Below are 21547 nucleotides of genomic sequence, written 5' to 3'. Positions count from 1 at the left end.
CTGAAACCCCGCTAAGTCAACGGCTTAGCGGGGTTTTTTTGTTGCGTTGGGGGCGCCTGGGGAAGAAGCAGAATAGCGGATTTGCTTCGTCGCTTTGGGATCTGACAGTTCGGATAGGAAAATTACACTACGTATGCTCTCGTTCCTGTAGGGAGCAAGTTATTCGTCAGGACTGAACCGTGCTGAATATCCGGGAGAATTGTGTATGAACAAGCTGCGTGTTGCCGTTATTCAGGCCGGAAGTAGCCTGTTTGATACGCCTGCAACTCTTGATCGCATGGAAGCGCACTGCGAGGCTGCTGCCATGCAAGGTATTGATTTGGCAGTTTTTCCGGAGGCCTATATTGGCGGATACCCTAAAGGACTAGCCTTTGGTGCCGTTTTGGGAAGCCGTTTTCCTGAAGGACGGGATGATTATCTGCGGTACTGGAAGTCAGCCATTGTGGTTCCGGGCCTTGAAACAGAGCGGATCGGGTCTTTTGCCCAGAGAATGACAGCATACCTAGTCGTTGGGGTGATCGAGCGGGATGGTGCAACCCTCTACTGCACGGCACTTTTTTTTGGGCCTGATGGAGCGCTTTTGGGCAAGCATCGCAAGTTAATGCCGACGGGTACCGAGCGTTTGGTCTGGGGACAGGGAGATGGGTCCACCATTCCGGTTTTCAATACCGAGATTGGACGCCTTGGTGCTGCGATTTGCTGGGAAAACTATATGCCGGATCTCCGTCAGAGCATGTATGCGCGGGGGATCAACCTTTGGTGCGCGCCCACGGTGGACGAGCGTGATATCTGGCAGGCTTCCATGCGTCATATTGCTTATGAAGGTCGAACTTTCGTTTTGAGCGCCTGTCAGTTCATGACGCGTGCTGACGCCCCGGAAAACTACGCGTGTCATCAAGGAAATAATCCCGAAACGGTTTTTATCCGGGGAGGCAGCATTATTGTCAGCCCGTTGGGAGAGATCATCGCAGGACCGGTTTATGACCGTGAAGCGATTTTGGCAGCCGATATCGATCTGGAAGATATTATCCGGGCAAAATATGACTTGGATGTTGCAGGTCATTATGCCCGTCCCGACATTTTCAGTCTGCGCGTTAACGACGTTCCACAAAATCCGGTTTCTTTTTCGGCACAAACTCAGCCTGTCTCAGGAAGTGACCAAAGCGAATAACCTGTTCTGCTGGCGTCAGGACGATGAAAAAGGCTCCTCAAAACCAGAAGGTTTTTCGAGCCTTTATGTCACTAGCGGTCCGGATTGAGGCAGAAGAAAGTCTTGATATGCAAATGCCACATTTCTCGCCGCGTTTTCAGACAAGTACAGCGTTATAGAATTTCTTCAGGGCAATTTGATAATTTGCCATGTCGAATTTTCGGGCCTGTACGGGGCCATCCCGATGCATTTGCTGACAGAGATTATCGTTCCTGTCGAGCTCCTGGATACCTTCCATGATGCTGATCGTATCATAGGCATCCACCATCAGCCCGGCCTCTCCTACGACTTCCGGCAGCGATGCTTCTCCTGAGGTCAGAACAGGTGTCCCCATCATCATCGCTTCCACGACGGGCAGACCGAAGCCTTCGGTGAGGGAAGGAAATAGAACGGCCCTCGCCCCACGGATGAGCATCATGAGGTCATTTTCAGGCAGGTATTCCATCTGGATAATACGTCCCAGACGCTTGCCACGCTCCAGAAGCTGTTGTTCGCCTTCTGATTTCCAGGCCATGGCACCAACCACGACCAGTTGTCTCTGAGTTTCGGAGGCCAGAAAAGCCTCAATCAGACGGGCAATGTTCTTCTTGGGTTCAATGGAACCATAGTAGAGAAAATATCCATCTGTTCTGAGGTCATAAAGGCGATTGAGTGTTTGGGTAATAATGTCAGCGGAAAGGTTCTGAACAGCGGTCTGTTCCCGCACTGACTGATAGGTGTTGTGCGTGATCGCTGCAGCCTGCGGTGCAAAGTCTATGATATCCCGTCGGGACGCTTCTGAGACGGTACAGATCGCATCTGCATGCCGTACGATATCCGTAATCAACCGAAGGTGGTTGGTCTTGTTGTCCAGTGTGGTGTGAGGGAGGCGGAGGGGTACAAGGTCGTGAATGGTATAGACGTTCTTTGTATTCCGAGCCCGGATTGGCAGTGGATAGGTCCAGTGCATGACATTCGGGGTATTGGGAAGAGTAATGTTCAGGAAACGTCGTGTCCGACGGTAATGTGCCCATGCTGTGATAAACAGGTCTCTTGCATTGAGAATACTGTCAAAAGCTGGAAGCCGTTTTGAGAAAGAACGGGCATCTACATGCTGGTCTACCGGAACGCTGACAGCTCGGTGTCCCAGAATCTCGGCACGAGCCCGTTCTTTCCATCGGGCGCCCAGAAAGCGTGCTCGACGGCTTGGTTCCTCTGCGCAGACCTGATCGAAAAACAGGATTTCACGCAGCAGGCTTGGTGCCTTGGAAGGAATGTTCAGGCCGTACAGTACGTCGACCTCGCAGGACATTTCCTTGAGGGCATAACTCAGTGTCCGTGCGTAGGTCGCTACTCCCGTGCCGCGGGGAAGGGCAAGATTGAAACCATCGAGAGCGACGTGAAGGCGAGATTGAACGGACACTTGAACTCCTTGAACGGAAACGGGGAATACGGCATCAGACCGTCGGGTTGTGGCAGGAAGAAGGCTGTCTTCCGGCCAAGACCTCACGATACAGGGCGCTGAAGCGCAATCCGTAATCATGGGGATTGAAATGCTTTACACGTTCGCGGCCAAGGGCAACGAGATTTCGGCATAAGGTCTCGTTCCGGTCCAGCGCGATCAGGCCTTCCGCGATCGACCCGATATCGAGCGGGTCCACCAGACAGCCGGCGCCCCCCGCAATTTCCTCAGTGGTGCCGCCCTGAGAGGTGAGAACCGGAATACCCAGAGCCATGCCTTCCACGATAGGAAGCCCGAACCCTTCGGCCAAAGAGGGAAAAACGATGGCGCGGGCTTTGGTGAGGGCTGCAAGAAGATCAGGTCGGCTAATCCAGGGGAGCCGTATGACGCGCTCTGGATGGAGATGCTCTGAGAGGGCCACGAGTTCCTGCTGTGCGCCGAAGCCGTCCGGACCAATCAGAACCAGCATGCGCTTGGTACGGCTGAGGCTGTGAGCCCGGATCAGGCGTGCGATATTTTTGCGGCGTTCGATGGTGCCGATATGGATGAAGCTTCCATCAGGGCAGGGTGTCTGTCCTATTGAATGAGTGCGGGAGAGTTCTGCCTGGATGTTGGTCGCCTGATGGATGGCGTGGATCCGCTCCGGCGGCAGAGCGAAATGCGTCATGATATCTTTTTTGACGCTTTCCGAAATCGTGATGATCAGATCTGCCCGATCAATCACACGCTCGAGCATCCGCTGGGTCCGCCTGGGATCCGTCTGGCAGAATTCGGGGTGCAGAATGGGGATGAGGTCATGGATCGTGACGATGTTGGGACAGCCGGGCATGTAGAGCGGCAGTGGACAGGTCCAGTGCATGATCGAAGGCTCTTCAGTGGGCTCGACTGCCAGAAGTTTTCCAAAGATATTGAAATGGACATGCCCGATCCGGAAGATATCTTCGGCAATCAGGTTGCCTGTCTGGGGGCCTGTACCAGCGAAACCTTTGCGTTGCCGACTGCTCAGGGCCCGTGCGAACCGGAGGCTGCGGGCGGCAAACGAATGTGAATGCTGCGAGGCGGCTGGCTGTAAACCGGACGTTTCATGGAGCCACCCTACCGAGATTCCCTGCTGGTTCTTCAGGGCTTCGGCAAGTGTTTTCGTATAGGTCGTGACGCCAGTACCCATGGCGCGGCCGGTATTTCGGGCGTCTAGAATGATCCGCATGAAGTTGTAGACTTATCGCGGCCGGATATGGGTTCGAAAGATGCGATCCAGCAGGGGAACTGTCGTGGCGTAATTGCCATGGACAGGCGCATGATGATGCAGCAGATGATGCTTGCGCAAAATCCGGGGCAGTCGTCTGCGAGAATTCGTCTGATGGCAGGCCCAGTGTACCGTATCATAGACGGTATAACCCGTGACGAATCCGGCAAAGCCTGAGTTTTGGGCAGGAAGTCCGGAATGGCGGCAGGCAAGCCATATCAGAAACCCAAGAGGAAGACTGACGGTCAGGGGCATGATGCTGCGCAACGGGTCCTTCGGATCCGCATGATGATTGCCGTGGATCAGAAAGATGAGATGACGTCCCATCGCGGAACTGAGTTTGAGATGGAAGATATGGCGGTGTGCGACATATTCGAAAAGAATCCAGGCGAGCAGTCCCGTCAGGAAGCCTGTCACCATTTTCCAGCCTGAGTCCGACCGGAAAGCGGTCGCGATCGCAAGAATGTCGATTGGAAACCAGACGCTGAAAAACAAAGGGAAGGGAGTCAGCGTCGTCAACTCGAGCCATTTGTTTCGAAACAGGCGGACCCGCGTCGGATGTGCCCTGAAAGCGCGGACCATCATTGCAAACCTCACCTGTCTTTACAGAAGCAACCCGTGACTTTACGTCCTATCATCCAGCCAGTTCCCTGTAAATCGCGGTAAGATCTCAATGTCTGCCAAACCGTTACATACAGACGGAACAACCAAGTGTCGAACAAGGTTTTCAGGAGAATGTCCGACAGAGGTCCTCAGAACGGCAAGACTGATATATGGTGGCAAGATCAGAAGTGTGAGGCAAACCGATCCATATGAACAGGGTGTCCGTAGGTTTCGAGAATGACAGGATGACCGGAGAAAATAGATCTCCTGGCAGAATGCACCAGACCATTTCCTGGATACGGCGCCGGTCCGTTTTTCTGGGGGTTGTTGTCCTCCCGACCGTTCTTGCGGCGGGCTATTACGGGCTGGTTGCTTCCCCACAATACCAGTCAGAGGCAGAATTCGTTGTCCGGGGGCAGCCGTCCCAGTCGCCTGGGATGCTGGCTGGATTGTTGTCCGGCGGGAGTTCTGGTGGGACAGAAGATACCTACGTCGTTCAGGAATACGTGACGTCACGTGACGCAGCGCAACTTCTGCTCCATACGCAGGATCTGGCTAGCGTTTTTGACCGGCCGGGAACGGACGCTCTGGCGCGTTACCCCAACTTCTACTCGGGTCTTACGTTCGAGCATTTTTATTCCTATTACCAGCGGCACGTGAAGGCTGAACTGGACACGACCACTGGTTTGTCCACGTTGCGTGTACGAACATTCAGGGCTGACGATTCACAGAGAATTGCCAAAGCGCTGATTGCTGCGGCCGAGCAGCTTGTCAATGAAATGAATGAACGGCAGCGGGAAAACACGATTTCCGCATCCCGCAAGGAGCGCGATCTTGCAATTGAAAGGCTGAGGGGAGTCAACAGCCAGATTGACTCATATCGCAATGAAATCGCGATGCTTGATCCCCAGCGCCAGTCCCAGCCTCTCCTGACAGATATTGCAGGGCTGGAAACAATGAAAATGGCCACGCGCGTTCAACTCGAACAGCTCCAGCATTCCACACCAGATAGCCCGCTCATTCCCGTGCTTAAGCGTCGAATGGCAGCTTTTGACCAGGAAATTACCCATTCTTCTTCCCGTGTAACAGGAGGGAAGGATACTCTTGTTCCCAAGATCAGTGGCTATGAAGACCTTCTGTTCCAGCGCCAGCTTCTGGAACGGGAAGTGAGTGCGGCTGATGCTGCTCTTGATGCAGCGCGGATCCAGGCGGACAGACAGCAGCTTTATCTTGAAGAGGTCACAAAACCCAATCGGCCGGACTATGCGGCCTATCCCCGGACACTTGCCAACATAGCAATCGTATTTGCCACCATGCTGGCATTATATCTGATGGGCGCCCTTCTGGTGTCTGGTGCCCGCGAACATAAGAGCGTCTGAGATATGTTGCGCTGTATCGACGTCACGAAGGATTATCCCGTCCATGGCGGTCAACGCCGGGTTCTGGACAAGGTGAATTTTACTCTCAACAGAGGGGAAAAGCTTGGTATCCTTGGGCGTAACGGCGCAGGAAAATCTACCCTGATCCGTCTGATCGGGGGGGTAGAGCCGATGACGGCCGGGCGTATCGAACGCACCATGACTGTGTCCTGGCCGCTGGCATTTGGAGGAGCGTTTCAGGGGAGCCTGACCGGGTTGGATAACCTGAAGTTCGTTTCGCGGATTTATGATCTGGACTATGCCTACACACGGGCGTTCGTGGACGATTTTGCGGAATTGGGGCGGCAGCTTCTTGAGCCGGTCAAAACCTACTCTTCAGGAATGCGGGCCCGGTTGGCCTTTGCCCTGTCCATTGTGATCGAATTCGACTGTTATCTGATCGATGAGGTGATCATGGTTGGTGACGCCCGTTTCCACAAGCGATGTCAGGACGAATTGTTCAATAAACGCAGTGAGCGAGCCATGATCGTCGTTTCGCACGATATGGGGTTCATGCGCGATACCTGCGACAGGGTCGGTGTTCTCGATGAAGGCCATCTCAAACCTTATGAGACGCTCGAGGAAGCGATCGCTGTTTACGAAAACCTATGAAACGCGCGATAGACCCTCTCATCCTTTCGGAGCAGGATGAGAGGGAATTGCGTCTTCTTAGCGGGCAAGCCAGGCCGCTGTAATCGCCGGGCTGATCAGTGTGCTGATAAGCTGCGTAAATTTGTAGAAACGGTTGGTTTTTGCATTGGCGATGACAAGCACGTCGTGATTCTTCATAGGAACTCGCTGAGCGGCGAAATACGACGTCGGATTCATGAGATCCAGTTGATAGACGACCGGGACACCAAGCGGTGTGGCGGGTGTCGTGATTTTCAGCGTTCTTGCCGTCTCAGGAGTTTCAAAACGGAACAGGAAAGCTGCGTTCGGGTCCGCACGGCTGTCAGATGGGCCACCGACCCGCGCCAGAGCTTCTGCGAGGGAGACATGAGGAGACTTGAACGGTGTTTCTGTTGCTTCCCGTCCTGCTGCTCCAAATACCGTGTAGGTACGCGGCTGATAGATGACATGCAGTCGGTCTCCAGGCCGGGCACGGATATCCTGGGCCGGATAGGATTCCAGCGTCCCCAGATCGGTGGCTGCCGTATGTTCCCGGCGCACAAGCTGCACATGAGTGTCTTCGGGAGGATAGATGGCACCGCCTGCGATGGCGATCAGGTCGGACAGACGCTCCTGAGCGGTGCTCAGTGTGACGCGGCCTGGATGATGGACTTCACCAGAAACAATGACCGTATTGGAAATGTCACTGGCAATCCTGACCATGACCTGAGGGTTCTGTGACTTCCCAGCCAGCCCCGCACTGATCATTGCGGCAACAGCCTGCGGGGTCTTGCCCGCGACATGCAGGCGTCCTGCATACGGAACGAGGATTGTCCCGTCGGTTTCGACTTCAGTCGGCGGAAGCGTCTCAGCGGTGACGCCAGTGGCACCTCCCGAGGCGGCACCCATGCCATTGGACTGGGTGACGGCCGACAGGCTGCCGCCCGATGAGAAAAGACCGTTCCCCAATTCGAAGACCGTGATGGTCAGGACGTCGCCCGCTCCTACCCGATCATTCTGGGCTGGGGCATTGTCAGCCGTATCCAGCGAAGAAATGAACGGAGGAATCTCAGCCGCCAGAATCGCCGCTACGTTCGGAGTAACGGGGAGTACGGCAAAGTCCAGAGGATTATGTTTTGTATCCCGTGATGCCTGCAGCACACCGCTCTCAGTGGGACCGCTGTCTGGCATGGCGCTGCATCCAGCAAGAGCAAGGGCGAATGCATATGCTATGCTATGCTTGGCAAAACGGGCCGACCAGCGTGGGCACGACAGGCTGATACGCGGAACGGTCATAGAAGTTGAACCCTCGGGAAAATCCTTGTCAGCGCGTTGTGTAGACTTAGAGTGGATAGCAGGTCCACCCATTGAAGGGTTTATGACTGAAAGCATGCCGGCAGACGAGGCCTCAGAAATTTTTTACGCTGCGTCGATCAAGATATCGCCCATACTCAAATACCAGCAAACCGTCGTAGATATGCATGCTTTGTACGTTTTCGCTGAAAGAGTTGGGAGGAATGACCTGTCCCGTGTGATGGGCATGCATCTCGTCGATCAAATCTTTGGCATATCCCAAGATTGTGCCTGACTCTCCCAATGATCCTTTATAGTTTCTCCAGTAGGACGTGTAAGTATCTTCTATAAAATAGAGTCCATTATTCTTGATGATGGAATTCAGGTTCTCGAAACTTGAAATAGTATCCTCCGGAAGATGCGATCCGTCATCTATCACGATGTCCGGCGCGCCGAATTCTATGACAAGCTGTTTTCGGAACAAGGGATTATCCAGGTTTCCGGCCCTGAAGGCGATCTGATCTTGATCCTTGTACCCATTGGTGAGGCAGACAATTTTTGAAAAGGCCCCTAGATACCGGGCCCACATTTCTGCCTGTGCCTGAGCATGCGGCTCATCAATAATCAGGAAGAGAACGCAGGGACGATCTTTATAAGATGCAAGGTATCGCTCGTAAATCGAGAAGAAGTGCACGTTTTTCTCAATCTCACCGCTTTTGACGCTGGTGAATGCATCATACAGAGACAATGTGTATTCCTTAGGAAATTCTTGATAAGATTTCGCGCGCAATGCCTTTGGGATCGGATACGATACTGTACAGATTGAACCCTAGGGTATTTTCGTGTTGTTCAGTTCCGGATTTTGGAAATAAATATCGACTTTTATTTTTTGCTGCTTTGTCTATTAGTTTGAAATTGCTGTTGAGGAGATTTGTAGGGAGAATGCAAAAAATATCATTCTCCAACTCGGAAAATATACTCATGTGAAATGCGGAAGAAGAGGTGCCAATAATGGTCTGGCGTTCTCGAAATAAAGAAATTTGGTCTGGGAGAGACATGGTTTCCGGGCAGAAAATTTCCACGCCTGCGTCCCGAAGGACATCGATGATTTCTTCTTCGTTCCCGATTTTGGTGACACCGTTTCGCATCTGGTGTTTGCTGAGATAAGCTGGTGTTGTGTTGGAGTGAATGGGCTTCTGTCCAACGATACGGTCGCCAATCTTCCGCATCATTCTGCCATAGACGTCATGTACGAAATTCTGCTCTTCCAGAGAAGTTCTGGGAATGGAGAGATGACGAATCCGGACAGGAGTTTCGAACGTGGCGAAATCCTGGGCTTCAAGCTTCGCTCCTTTCCAAAGTTCCGCTCTGTAAGAAGGATTGAACCAGTCCGGAATTGCCCCGTGACTATGGCAGAGAATAGGTGAAGTCTTTTCGTGAAACTCCAAAAACCACAGCCGTGACAAGGAACTGATCAGGAAATGCCCGAAGTGGTTTATGATCGGGCCACCGTAGATATAATGGTGTTCCGGCGCATAGGGGACATCATCAAAATTTATATCTGTCGTGCTGTTTCCACAGACGAGGGCATGTTGTCCACGAAAATATCCCGAACTATCGATCAGACGTCCGTCACGGGAAAAAATTCCCCATTGCCGGTCGTGGTCGAGGTGTACCCCCACAGTGAACGGCACAAAGAGAACGTCAAAATGCTCTTCTATGGACGGGCGTGAACGGACCAGATGATCGTTTCCCCAGATTGTGGTAACATCTCTAAGGATCATGAGAAAATCCTTGAAGGGGTCGTGGGGTTCATGTCTGTCTGCAATTCCCTGTCGATTGTCCTGTGCGTCAAGGGATCGAGACCCCTCTTCGCTTTTGTGAAGAGGGCTAACTATGGTAGACCGCCCCCTGAAAGGCAAGATGCCGGATTGGTGCGTTAGAATGCATATCTGAGAAATATTTTTCTCTACATTGGAGATGTTTCATTTACATGCGTCATTATCAGAACAGTCTGGTGTCATTGGTAAAACTTCAGATCAAGGTCATTGCTGCACTGATGATGCGTGAGCTTCACACGCGTTTCGGGCGAGAGAATCTCGGATATCTCTGGATTGTGGGTGAGCCCATTCTTTTCTGTGCCGGCGTTGCGATCGCATGGACCGCAATTCGTCCTGCTCACGAGCATGGTCTGCAGACAACGGCAGTGGTCATTACGGGTTATGTGCCACTGACCATGTGGCGGCATTGTCTCATGGTTTCCATTCGAGCGTTCGAAGCAAATGGCAGCCTGCTTTTCCATCGGCAAGTCACGCCCTTGGATATCATTACCGCTCGAAGTGTTCTGGAAATCAGCGGAACGATTATGGCCGGGCTGATTGTTTGTACAGGGGCTATCCTTCTGGGTTACATGTCTCCTCCCAAGGACATTGGCCTGTTGTATGTCGGGATCATCTATCAGGCGGCCTACTCTTACGCGACTGCCCTGCTTGTGGCGGCTCTGAGCCAGCGCTCCGAGCTGGTGGAAAAGTCCGTAAGTGTATTTTCCTATCTTTCTCTGCCGTTTTCAGGAGCATTCGCATTTTGCAGTTGGCTTCCGCAGAAAGCGCGCGAAGTTTTACTGTGGTCGCCCTCCGTCAATAATATCGAAATGATCCGGGGAGGGCAGTTTGGGGAAACGATTCATCCCTACTACGACATGGTTTATGATGCCTATGCGACGATCATTCTTTTGATCATTGGTCTCTCCCTGACCTTGCGGGTGCGGCGATTTATATCGGTCGTCTAAAGTCCGTTATTGGCCCGTTGCCGTCCAGACGATCTCACAGTCTGCTTTGCTCGCCAGGATGGTAAAGCTGACAGCAGAAACACTTGTTACGGTGGCTGTTGCATTTTCTCCGTGAGCCTGTGCAAGCAGGAGTGGTGCCGCAAAAAAACAGTTATGGCCCAGAGGCCGTTTGGGGAAAAAGATTTCTATGCGTCCCTGCTTTGCCTTCGTTCTCCCATGAAGGCTGATCTGTCCCCCTGATGTTATCTCGCCCCCGATTTCACGGAGTGAGGTCTGGCTGATCTGGTTTCCCCCAGCATCGCGGACCTTTTCTCCGCCGGACCAGGCGGCCCAGAGGGTGTCCATCTCGGAGAGCGTGTTACGTTTGGGATTTGGAAGTGCCGGATCCGCGAATTCAAAAGCGCAATAGATCGGGGCATAGGACAGGACATTGGTATCGCGGGCACGGAAATTGTCAGAGCGTCCGTCGACATAAACGAGGGACAGGTCAGGTTCACTGCCCGCAAAGACGTCAAATTTCACGCCGTCGAGCAGGATATCCCCGCAATCGACAAAGCTCATATAACGCCGTCTTGGCCGTCCATCGGGAATGGGCAGGTGATCCACGTTGCGATTGGCGATGTAGAAGCCGCCGCGAACGATGATGTTTCTGCAGTGGACCAGATCCAGAGCATATCCGAAGCCCTGCCAGTCACATTCCATGAAGTACCAGATGACGCTGCGATAGGTCTCATCAATACTGTTCCGACGGTCCGGTGAAGCATGGACCCGCGACCGCACCATCCCCCAACCATTGTAACAGGTGCAGGAATAGAAGCGCTGTCCTTCCAGCGGAGAGCGGATGTCATAGTCCCATCCCCAGCTGTAATTGGCGACCAGGACATTGATGAAGATATAAGTGAAGCATCCCTGTGTGAAATGGGGTTCGCTGATGATCTTGAAACCAGCCGCATCCTGCATTGCGAAGTCGGGCCCGAATACCGTCACGTTTTCGCAATGCCAGTTCCGTGGGCAGTTCACGATCGTGGCACCCTGGCTCCATTTCCGCAGAGCGACGCCTTGCCAGGTCATGCATGCCTGTGGGGCTTCTGCAGCGAAATGGACGGAAATGCCGGTGCATCCACTGCCTTTCGGGTTACCGTCATCGAAACCGATGTCCTGAAGCTGAAGATAACCTCTTGCTGGCTCACTGGAGGTCCCATGTGTCAGGACCCCCTTACCGCCCGTTTCCATCACCAGGACCGTCAGGTCCTGTCCGGCCCCCCGGATGGTAAGATTGCGGCCTCTCGTCTGTAGTGGTCCCGAAAGACAGATCGTCACAGCCGGAAGATCAAACAGGATGGAAGGGCACGCCATGTCTGGAGTGGTGACGCTGCTTTCGTCGATGCATCCCTGCAGGACGTGCAGGTCGTCCGTTTTCCCATCAAGAGCCGCTCCACGACGCCGGAGTTCGGCTTCATCAATTCGCAGTGACGAAACTCTTTTCTCCGCGGAAGCCGAAGTCGCGGCGAGGAAAGGCGCCGCAAGACCCATGCCGACCAGTGCCCGGCGGCGGTTGACATCGGGATGTACGCGGTCGGCTCGACGGGACATGTTTAGTTCTCTCCAGATTGAAGAAGTTTTTCGTACAGAACGCCCAGATCCTGCGCCTGGTCGCGCGCAGTCCGGGATATTTTTAATTCTGGGGCGGGCTGCCTGAAGCAGGCGGGGGACTCATCGATCAGCGTCAGGACGCGGCGCAGGTCTGCTGCGCTGGAAACATCGATCCGGAAGCCATTGATATCATCGCTGATGGTATCACCGATGGCGCCACGATCTGATGCGACCACCCAGCATCCGCAAAGCGTGGCTTCACGGGTGACGAGTCCGAAACTTTCCGGCCAGATCGAGGGAGCCAGCAGGACATCGATGCTCGCGTAGAGATCGGCCACTTCATTCTGGGACATTTTGCCGCGGAAAACGACCGGCGTCTGCCCGAAGACATCTGTCCGCTCATCGCCGGGACTCATCGCATGATCGATGGCCAGAAGTTCGAGATTGTGGAAACTCCCTGCCCGAAGGGCAATCTGGATCAGGTCCCACCCCTTGTGACGTGCCAGACCTCCGATAAAGCCCAGGCGGATACGCCCGGATTCTTCGCGCAGACGTGGACGGGGCGTAAGGACGCTGACACCGTTTTCAATGGTCTGGACCTGATGGACCCCGGCAGTACGATAGAGTTCTGCAAACGCTTCCGAGACGGCCAGAACTGCTTTTGCGCCGAAGAGCCTGTCGCGCAGACTCTCCATGCGTGCCACGGCCTTCGCACCGCACCGTTCGAGGGTTTCAAGAGGCGAAGAGTAATTATAGAGACGCGGCTGTCCGAGTTCGTCGATGACAAACTGTCGGTCCGAAATCCACCAGGCATCGTGAAGGGTGATGCAGTAGGGAATGTCCAGTTCAAGGAGCACATCAATGATACCGGCGGTCAGGCGCTGGATGCAGTGGAAGTGCACGAGGTGGGGACGGAAGCGTTCGACGACTTTACGGAACTGCGCGACCATGTTGGGGTCTTCAGCGATACGGTCCTTGTCGTCCACGTCCAGAGGGGCAATCGATGTGATAAGGATGCCGTCCTGCGCGTAAACCCGGAGTTTTTCGCTGTCGGGTTCGACCTGGGACGTAAAGACTTCGAACAGAAAGCGTCTGTCTTCCGGAGCGGAAAGGTCGCTGAGGTTGTCGTGGAAGACCCTGGTGGCTCCGCCGATGGCCTGGGGAGGATAGAAGACATTGACGCCGAGAATGCGGTGCCGTGCTGTCGTGTCCGGCGGCGCGGTTCGTTCCATGAATGCTTTGGCATGGCTGGCGAGCGGGGTTGCGCCGTAGGTGGTGAGGGCATGGGTATGGGCGGCTTTACCGATCCGGGTTCGCAGTGCAGGATCTGTCACGAGCTGGTCCAGTGCCCGCACCCAGCTGTCGGTGTCCGTGGCGAAAAGAGCGGTTTCGTTCTCTCTGGCAACATCTCTGTAGCCGGCAGTGTCGCTAAGGACGGAGGGGATGCCGAACATGGCCGCTTCCAGCCATTTGATGCCGCTTTTTGTGTCGGTTGTGGGGGATTGGCCAAGGATGGCGAGATTGATGTCGGCCGAAGAGAGAAGGGACCAGTAGGCCTGCACATCCGGCAAAGGGGGAAGAAGTGTGATGTTCTCTCTCAGATTTCTGAGAACGCTGTCCTCGGGCAGGTCGCCGACGATGCAGAGCCGGACCCGCTGGCCATGTTTTTTAAGAATCCGCATCAGGGCGGGTTCGAGCACGGAAACGATTTCTGAACGGTTTGCTTTCGTGTTGCTGCCGTAGAAGATCGTCACGGGCTGATCGGGAGAGGGAGATTTTCTACCGTGACGCCGCATCGCGATTGCATGCGCCTCTCCAAGGCCGTTCGGCTGGACGAAGACTTCGCCAATGTGATGGCGTCGCATGCGCTCGGCGAGAGGTTCTGTGGAGGCTATGGCGTATTCGCACAGGCTCAGGGCCTTTGCGAACAGCGGAACGCCCAGAGCAAGGCCGTAATAGGTTTCCCGGCTGATGGTACCGCCATAGGTCTCGAAGGGTTCGGGGTAGAGGTCGGCGTCGAAGAGGGGATCGTCGATATCGTAGAACGTGGTCAGGCCGAGGGAACGGGCCAGATGGATGGCGCGGATAACCGCGGGCCATGCGGGCAGGCGGTAGAAGATCACGCTTTCGAAGGCCGCAATCTTTGCGGTGAAGACATCGAGATCGGTATCGACGTCAAAGATTTCGACGGTGTAACCGGCAGCCAGCAGATGATCCCGTCGCTGTTCGACACGATAGAGACGGCACTGAAGAAGATTCAGCTTACCCACAATGGCGACTGCGCCCGATCGGGGACGAAGGGGCCTGTGGTCTGGCAGCATAAAAGGTAGGCTGTCCAGATAGGCCCGCAAGTGAAGCTGTCCGGCTTCCAGCTGTCCGGTCCGGGCCAAGGCCAGAGCTGTATTCCAGGCATGATGATAATTCCGGTCTTCCTGAAGATCGTGGCAGATCCGCAGATCAGGGCGTCCCGGTTTCTTCCCTGTAGCTGTCCGCAGGGTTGTGACGGCAGCGTCGAGGCTCCCTAGGCGGTTTTCGCATTTGGCCAGAGCGATCAGGGTTTCGGCAGGCTCATCCGGGTGTCCGGCCAGATCCTTCAGGAGGGGATGTGCTGCGATATCGAGGCCTTGGGTCGTCATCGTCCGTGTGAGGGCACGGGTATTCTCCCGATAGGTCGGGACATGAAGATAGATTTTTTCCCGTAGTCGTCTGGCTCCCTCCTGATGGAGCTCAGTGCCCTTTTCACCACGGCAGGCAATGGCGTGCAGGAGGGGAGCGTTGCGCGGTGTGGGCGTGACGGGGCGCTGGGGATCGGTGAGGAGATCGGAGATGAAGCCTTCGACCAGGGTGCGTTGGGTATGGGTGGCGGCGTTTTCGTCTCGGAAGGCCGACGAGAGGAGGGGATCCACGTCTTCGAGCTTAGTGATCCGGTCGCCCAGAAGGCTCTGGATCCAGCGTTTTTCGTTCGCAGGGACGTGCTGTGCAATACCAGTGGTGAGCCAGTGTCGGTAGGCGCCGGCATCCGTGAAGGCGATGCCGTTCAGACAGAACCTGCGATAAAAATCGGGATCAAAACTCTCGATGAGGCTGAAGGGGAGGCATTTCGAGACACCGGAGGTGCAGAAATGCCGCACGAGGTCCAGAGCCACGGGGATGTCGAACGTCTGGAGCAATTCAGGATTGATTTGCCAGTAAGCCCAGGGGTCGAACAGTTCCATTCCGGCGGGGCAGAAGCCCTCGCTGGTCCAGAGCGCGGTAATGTCGGGTGTCACCCATTCCGGCTGTCGCCATGAACGCTGGGGCTGCTTCTGGCGCTCGCGCAGGGCAGCGATGTCCTGCGCCGCGAAGAGGGGATCGCCGGAAATGCGCTGGCCTTCTTCCAGTGCGGTGATACTGTCGCGGACGTTGCCCGCGAGGGACAGCAGATGACCGAGCTGAAGCCAGCCATCGGGATCATGTGGCGAGAGAAGGGTTGCCTGACGGTAGGCATGTTCGGCCTGGGAAAGGTCTCCCTGCTCCTTGAGGGCGTGGCCGAGTTGGATCCAGATATGCGCCAGGCCCGGATCGACCGCCAGTGCCGCCTGATAGGCTCTCGCGGCCTGTGCCCAGTTCCGGTCGCTGTTATGGGCGTTTCCCTGACGGATATGGTGATCCGCAGGGAGAGACGTCCTGAACAGTCGGCCGATCCGCCATGGTTTCATGGGCGGGAAGCCAGAAGGGTACGATAAAGGGACAGGATGTCCCGCGCCTGATCATCGGCATGACGCAGCGGAGTGTCCGGCTGAGGGGGACGTGTCAGGTAGCGCTCCGGATCAGCGTCAATCATCTCCAGAACCCGGACGAGATCCGCTGGCGAGGTCGTATCGACTACGAAGCCGTTCACTCCCTCGACGATATCAGTACCCATGGCGCCCTGATTGCTGCCAATAACCCATGCGCCGCACTGGGCGGCTTCGCGGGTTACGAGGCCGAAACTTTCGGGCCAGGTGGACGGGGCCAGCAGGATGTCCATATCTCCATAGAGTGTGGCGATCCTGTCTGCCGGAACTTTTCCCCGGATGGTGACAGGCGTACTCCCCCATCGCGTTTCGAGCGGGGAGCCGGGATCCCGAGCATGTTCGAGGATGGTCAGGGAGAGGTTCCGGAAAGGACGGCTGCGAAGGGCTGCTTCGACAAGATAGGCGCCCTTGTGATGTTCCAGTCCGCCCAGATGGCCCAGCCGGACCCGACCCTTCCGCGGAGTGCGCACGGGGGCGACGAGCGCCGACACGCCATTGGCGATCGTGGATACCTGGAAACCTGCCTTGCGATAGATTTCCGCAAATTCTTCGGAAACCGACAGCAGCTCCTGCGCGTGATGCAGGGCGCTGCGCAGCCGAGCGGCCCGTTCGAGACTGCGCGGCAGGCCAATCCGGTGCGAATAGGACTGTGTTGCCGGGTCAATGCTGATACGGGCCGGTTCTCCGTCTTCCTGGACAAGGAAGGGGAAGTCCGACAGCCACCAGGCATCATGCAGCGTGATGACATACGGGATGCCCAGTCTGCGACATGCCTCTGCGACCGCGACAGAAAGACGCGGCAGACAGTGGATGTGGACCAGATCCGGCTTGAACAGGGTGATGATGCGGCGTGTCTGGGCATCGACTTCGGAATTGTAGGTCCGCCAGTCCATGTCGATTTCCTGAGGCGTGGCGATCCGGAAGACCGGTGCGCCTTTCCAGCTGTCGACACGAGTGACGCCACGATGACTGTTCTCGTCATCAGATGCCAGGATCGCGAAATCATAATCGTCACCGGCATGAGCCAGCATATAGCCTGCATTGTCCGAAAGGACGCGTGTTGCACCACCGGTAGTCTGGGGCGGGGCGAAAAGATTGGCGAACAGGATACGTGGCCTGGCCTTGGTGGTCGGGACCGCCCGGACGGGTGACCAGACGACAGGCGTCGGGGAGGCGGCTTCCTCAAAGTGCGTACGGGCCGCGAGGGTGACGTCTTCCAGTGTCTGGGGCTGGCCGATCCAGGCTTTCAGGATTTCGGAAATCTGTGCCCATTTGGCATAGCCCGGCGTTGATGCGCTGCCCAGTGCAGGATTGTCCGAGAGCACGAGGCACGGAATGCCGGACCATGTTGCTTCATCCGCCAGCGAACGCTGGTCGCGGGGGACGTGGCGCAGGTCGAGGGCGATGGAGGAGCGGCTCAGGGCGGCGAGACGCTGATCCGATGTCAGTTCACTTCCAAGGCGCTCGATACGCGTAGAATTGCGGATCGACAGTGGCAGAGCAGGATCGACACCTTCCACGAGAAGCGAAACATCCGGATAGGTCTCGAGGAGGGTGTCGAGCGCCTTCAAGAGAGCCTTTTGCCCGATCCGTGGGGCATAGGCGTCCTCATCCGACGTAGATACACGAACTGGTCGGCCCGTCAGGGAGCAGAAAATGCGGATTTTTCCCGGCGCCGTTTCTGTGGTGCGCGGCATGTCGGCCAGGGCCTCCATCAGGGCGGAGACGCCGAGACGGGGGCGCAGGCCGAGGTCGTGAAAGCGGGTGATGAGGGAAGGCATGGTCAGGACCACGTCGTCACACATCGTTGCTGCATGGATCGAACGCAGGGTACGTCCGGTTTCACGGCTGTCGCGATACAGGAGGAAGTCGCTCCATGCCAGGTCGGACAGATCCGGGCCTTCGCCTGTGCTATCGCGGCCCAGCGGACCGGCCCAGTAGATGTTGCGCACGCCGAGGGCTTTTGCACGCAGCAGGGTATCGACGATCAGTCCGTCGGTCTCAACCTCATGGTACAGGGCTACTGAGGCGCCGGGCAGGCTTTCCGCAAACAGGGCGACCTGCTCACGGGAGAAGACGATAACCTGTCTCGCGTCCTCGGGTGCGATACGCAGCGAGGCTTCCCAGCGGGTCCTTTCCGATAGTCCGGAGCCCGAGAGGATGAGGATCGGTCCGTCTGTCCGGGCAAGGGTCAGTGGGGCGGGGATGCCTATCGACGCCACGGCTGGAACAAAGGTGTTCATGAACGCGAGGAAGCGTGCGTCAGGATGGGTTCTGGCCCGGATGTCGTCCTGCGTGATTCTGTCGTAGCTGTGGTGTGCGGCGTGATCGAACCAGCGCATGAACAGATGGGTCCGGGCCTCGCGCCAAGGCTGCATTTCTTTCCAGGCTGCCTGGGCGGCGCGGAGATGCTCCAGGCCTTTTTTGTAGAAGCCGAGATCTGCCGACAGGCGGATGCAGTTGATGTGGCTCCAACGGTTCGGCGTGTCCGTCTTCAGGCATCGTGTATAGGCTTCAAGAGCTCCGTGCAGATCTCCCTGTGACTGAAGCCGGTCACCCAGCGTATGCCAGAAAACGCCGCGATGCGGTTCAACACGGGCGGCTTCGCGTAGACATTCCGTGGAGAGATGCTGGTCGCCTGCTCCCTGGGCCCGTGCTGCACGCCAGGTCCAGAGGTCGCCGGCGCCCGGGCCGCCCACCAGATCATCGCGTGGGGGCACGGCAGTGGACAGGAAGGCATCCAGCAGGTCGAGACGCGTGGAGCGGGCGAAGCGTGCCCGGTCGGTGGCCTGAAAGCGATCCCAGTGGAATGCCGGGGGATAGGTTCGCTGGCCGATCATGTGCTGCAGGGCCCATTCCTCGGACGGGGCACGATGCATGAGGCTGCCAGCCTCCAGCCAGTGGCGGTAGGCATCAACGTCGGACAGATCAGCGGTATCGGTGTACTGGCGGCGATAGAAGTCCGGATCGAATGCCACGGAAACCGAGAGCGGGGCGATACGCTCGATACCGTCTTTCAGGAAGGTCAGGATCGCTTCAGCCGCTGAAGCGGGTTTGCCGCACCATTCGAAGTTGAGTGCGCTGAATTCCTGGAGGTCCAGCATGTTGAACCACGGCGCGCTGATCGCACCCAGACGACGCAGGAGCAGGATACGGGCGGGAACGCCGTCCTGATAATCCTTTCTCTCGGCGTCACTCAGGGAAATCTCATTCGTGGCGAGGAGGGCCTCGAAGGCTTCGTCCAGACCGGGAAAATGGTAATGATACGGACGGTTCTGGGCGGCTCCGATGTTAAGGTAATGTCGGGTAGCGGTCCACGAAACGGGCTGGGTGACAGGCAGATCAGGGTTGGCCATGAAATAGGCGCCGGCGTCAAAATCTCTCGGGAGGCGCTGTTCAAGAGCGGCCTGTTCCCTTTTCATCATGGCTTCCGACCCATACCGGCCGACCAGTTTGCCATGGGTGAAATAGTGATCTTCAAGAGCACGGTCGTTCGGCAGGGCACTCAGGTCGCGATAGAAGCGACGGTAGAACGCCGGATCGAAAGCATCCTGATTCTTCTCCGCCTGTTTGCTACCTTTTCCGGCCGTGCCGCCGTTCGCGAGGGCACGCAGCTTGTTGACGAGCGACTTCTGCTCAGCGTCCGTTTCGAAGGCTGACCTTGTCCGTGCCAGCCGCGATGCGACGAGGGAGCCCGGGATCCAGTAATCCTCCCGCTGGGCGCGATGACGGATTTCATCGTCTGATAGCTCCGGTGCGACGAGGACGACGCTGCGGGTCTTCCCGCTTACGGCATCCACTTCGTACACGTCACTCAACATCTGTTCGATCGTGGACTCATCCGGGTTCAGGAAGCGCTCGATCAGGGGAGATGTGAACTGGGACCAGAACCCGACGGCGCTCATCCATAGCAGAACGATATCCGAGGGATCGGATTTGATGGTGTTGAGGATCAGGTGGCAGGGATGATGGGGATCTTCCTGCGCTGCGACGTCATAGGACGGCACGGTCCGGTCTCCATCCTTGCGGTAGCCCAGCAGGGGGCCGTACAGCGGATGTTTGAAGAACATCTCCAGCCAGGCGAAGCTGTCCTTCAGTTCGCCCGGAAGAAGGCCGTCATTCAGGATGACGTCTTTCTGGAAAATGACGTGGGGCAGCGCCGTTCGGGCATTGCCCGAATAATTCGCATTGCTGGCGATGCAATGAAAATATACCTGCGGAATGGAGCCACCCAGTCCCTGCGGGCCTTCCTGAAGGAAGAAGGTGTTGAGGTCCCGTACGACGGTTCCGGAATAGCCGACGTCGCAGACATGGACGCTTTGGTGATTCAGAACGCCAGCATCCTTCAGATAGGACGCGGCCATGGCACGCTTGTGCAGGAGTGCCGTGCGGATCTCCTCGACCAGACCGGATGCTTCATAGGCTTCCAGAACCGTGAAGGTATCCATCGAGGAGTGGTAGACCTTGTCCGCCTCCAGACCGGCTGGAGTGGCGTCGATACCGAGCATTCCGGAAATCTGGCGGGGCGTGGCTTTGCCGTGATGCAGCCAGAACGCGTGCCCGATCGACTGCAGGAGCCATTTGTCCTGGAAATTGACATTCAGCCAGCAGGTGACGGCGCGGCTGAGGAACAGGTCTTCCGAGTGAATGGGAGTGAAGAAGTTGCGGAACAGCGGCGAATTCCACTTTTCCAGCACCTTGTGCAACAGGCATCCGTCACGGCTCAGGAAGAACAGTCTGTCGCTGCCATCGCTCTGTGCGCAAAGCAGCAGCTGCGTCAGGAAAAGCTTGGAAAGATCGCCGATTTCCATGTGAATGTCGGGACGGCGTCCGTAATCGGGGCGCTTGATCCGAAGCAGCGGAGCATGGGCGACGTGGATCGCATTACCGCCCAGGCTGGTGGGCATGGCGACGTCGGAATGCGTATTGTCTCCCAGATGCAGCGTCTTCGCAGGGGCAATGTCGAACTGCTTCCACACATGGGTGAAGAGATTGCCCGAATGTTTCGTAAGGTTTTCCTGCGAGGATACGAAAACGCGATCAATATGCCGGGCAAGCCCTGTCTGAAGCAGGATGCCCTCAATCTCGGTCTGGGAAAAATACATATCCGAGATGGCGATGACCGTCTTGCCCTGTGCCTTGAGCGCAGCAAGCATTTCGGCGGCACCTTCGACCGCGTACAGGTTCTGGCGGTCAATCTCGTATTCGAAGGCTGCGACCTTCCGACCCAGAGTCAGGGCTTTTTCCGTATGGCCGATCCGGGCGGTGAAAAGACGGCTCCAGACAGCTTCCAGGGTTGGTTCCTCGATACGTTCATGTGCGGCAGCTTTCATCACATTGGTGATGTCGTAGCGCGTCAGGGTCAGAGCGCCCGGATTTTCCTTGCCGAATTGTCCCAGAAGGCTGAGGGCATAGGCGCTGGCAAGATCATGAACCTCATTGACCTCCAGATATCGGCGATAGACGAGCGTATCGAAAATATCGAAGGAAACGAGATCGTGGCTTACGTCGGAGGCGCCGATTTCAGACAGGGAAAAAATTTTCTGCATTAGGAGGGCCTGATCCGCTTT

Annotated in this window: 13 protein-coding genes; 4 read left to right on the top strand and 9 right to left on the bottom strand. The window is 56.3% G+C overall.

Annotation, left to right across the window (positions count from 1 at the left end; all coding sequences use genetic code 11):
* The first annotated feature begins 205 nt into the window (after positions 1-205).
* On the top strand, positions 206-1171 hold the full coding sequence (locus KP701_RS13580) for a carbon-nitrogen hydrolase family protein (protein WP_215747510.1): 966 nt from the start codon (positions 206-208) through the stop codon (positions 1169-1171).
* A gap of 136 nt (positions 1172-1307) precedes the next feature.
* On the opposite strand, the gene KP701_RS13575 is transcribed toward KP701_RS13580, so the two are convergent.
* The 3 genes from KP701_RS13575 to KP701_RS13565 are packed head-to-tail and all read right to left on the bottom strand — an operon-like array spanning position 1308 to position 4482.
* On the bottom strand, positions 1308-2612 hold the full coding sequence (locus tag KP701_RS13575) for a glycosyltransferase family 1 protein (RefSeq protein ID WP_215747509.1): 1305 nt from the start codon (positions 2610-2612) through the stop codon (positions 1308-1310).
* Between the two features lie 34 nt (positions 2613-2646).
* On the bottom strand, positions 2647-3858 hold the full coding sequence (locus tag KP701_RS13570) for a glycosyltransferase family 1 protein (protein WP_215747508.1): 1212 nt from the start codon (positions 3856-3858) through the stop codon (positions 2647-2649).
* A 12-nt stretch (positions 3859-3870) separates the two neighbouring features.
* Positions 3871-4482: a sterol desaturase family protein gene (locus KP701_RS13565; protein WP_215747507.1), complete on the bottom strand. Its 612-nt coding sequence runs from the start codon at positions 4480-4482 to the stop codon at positions 3871-3873.
* A 524-nt stretch (positions 4483-5006) separates the two neighbouring features.
* Between KP701_RS13565 and KP701_RS13560 the strand changes: the two genes are divergently transcribed.
* Both KP701_RS13560 and KP701_RS13555 read left to right on the top strand, forming a co-directional pair.
* Positions 5007-5879, top strand: coding sequence for a capsule biosynthesis protein (locus KP701_RS13560; protein ID WP_252345630.1), 873 nt, complete (start codon positions 5007-5009; stop codon positions 5877-5879).
* A 3-nt stretch (positions 5880-5882) separates the two neighbouring features.
* Entirely contained in the window at positions 5883-6530 is a 648-nt protein-coding gene (locus tag KP701_RS13555) for an ABC transporter ATP-binding protein (protein WP_215747505.1), read from the top strand.
* Positions 6531-6587: 57 nt separating this feature from the next.
* Here KP701_RS13555 and KP701_RS13550 read toward each other — a convergent pair whose 3' ends face one another.
* From KP701_RS13550 to KP701_RS13540, 3 genes are all read right to left on the bottom strand, one after another.
* A complete protein-coding gene (locus tag KP701_RS13550) occupies positions 6588-7718 on the bottom strand; it encodes a polysaccharide biosynthesis/export family protein (protein ID WP_225199360.1) in 1131 nt (376 codons plus the stop codon).
* Between the two features lie 217 nt (positions 7719-7935).
* Entirely contained in the window at positions 7936-8568 is a 633-nt protein-coding gene (locus KP701_RS13545) for a hypothetical protein (RefSeq protein WP_215747504.1), read from the bottom strand.
* 10 nt (positions 8569-8578) lie between these two features.
* Positions 8579-9604 carry a DUF563 domain-containing protein gene (locus KP701_RS13540; RefSeq protein WP_215747503.1) on the bottom strand — a complete coding sequence of 342 codons (1026 nt, stop codon included), beginning with the start codon at positions 9602-9604 and terminating at the stop codon, positions 8579-8581.
* A 209-nt stretch (positions 9605-9813) separates the two neighbouring features.
* Here KP701_RS13540 and KP701_RS13535 point away from each other — a divergent pair, with 209 nt between their 5' ends.
* Positions 9814-10608: an ABC transporter permease gene (locus KP701_RS13535; protein WP_041111597.1), complete on the top strand. Its 795-nt coding sequence runs from the start codon at positions 9814-9816 to the stop codon at positions 10606-10608.
* A gap of 6 nt (positions 10609-10614) precedes the next feature.
* Here KP701_RS13535 and KP701_RS13530 read toward each other — a convergent pair whose 3' ends face one another.
* From KP701_RS13530 to KP701_RS13520, 3 genes are read right to left on the bottom strand one after another with little or no spacing between them, the layout of a single operon-like run.
* Positions 10615-12201, bottom strand: coding sequence for a hypothetical protein (locus KP701_RS13530; protein WP_215747502.1), 1587 nt, complete (start codon positions 12199-12201; stop codon positions 10615-10617).
* Between the two features lie 2 nt (positions 12202-12203).
* Positions 12204-15899 (bottom strand): glycosyltransferase, encoded by a 3696-nt coding sequence (locus KP701_RS13525; protein WP_215747501.1) that lies wholly within the window; start codon positions 15897-15899, stop codon positions 12204-12206.
* The gene (locus tag KP701_RS13520) at positions 15896-21526 is read right to left on the bottom strand and encodes a glycosyltransferase (RefSeq protein WP_215747500.1); all 5631 of its coding nucleotides are present in this window, start codon (positions 21524-21526) and stop codon (positions 15896-15898) included. The genes KP701_RS13525 and KP701_RS13520 overlap by 4 nt, the downstream gene beginning before the upstream one ends.
* Positions 21527-21547 lie beyond the last annotated feature (21 nt).

The organism is Gluconobacter sp. P1C6_b (assembly GCF_018811945.1).
In the GTDB taxonomy this organism is placed as follows: domain Bacteria; phylum Pseudomonadota; class Alphaproteobacteria; order Acetobacterales; family Acetobacteraceae; genus Gluconobacter.
This window is presented reverse-complemented; position numbering and strand designations above follow the sequence as displayed.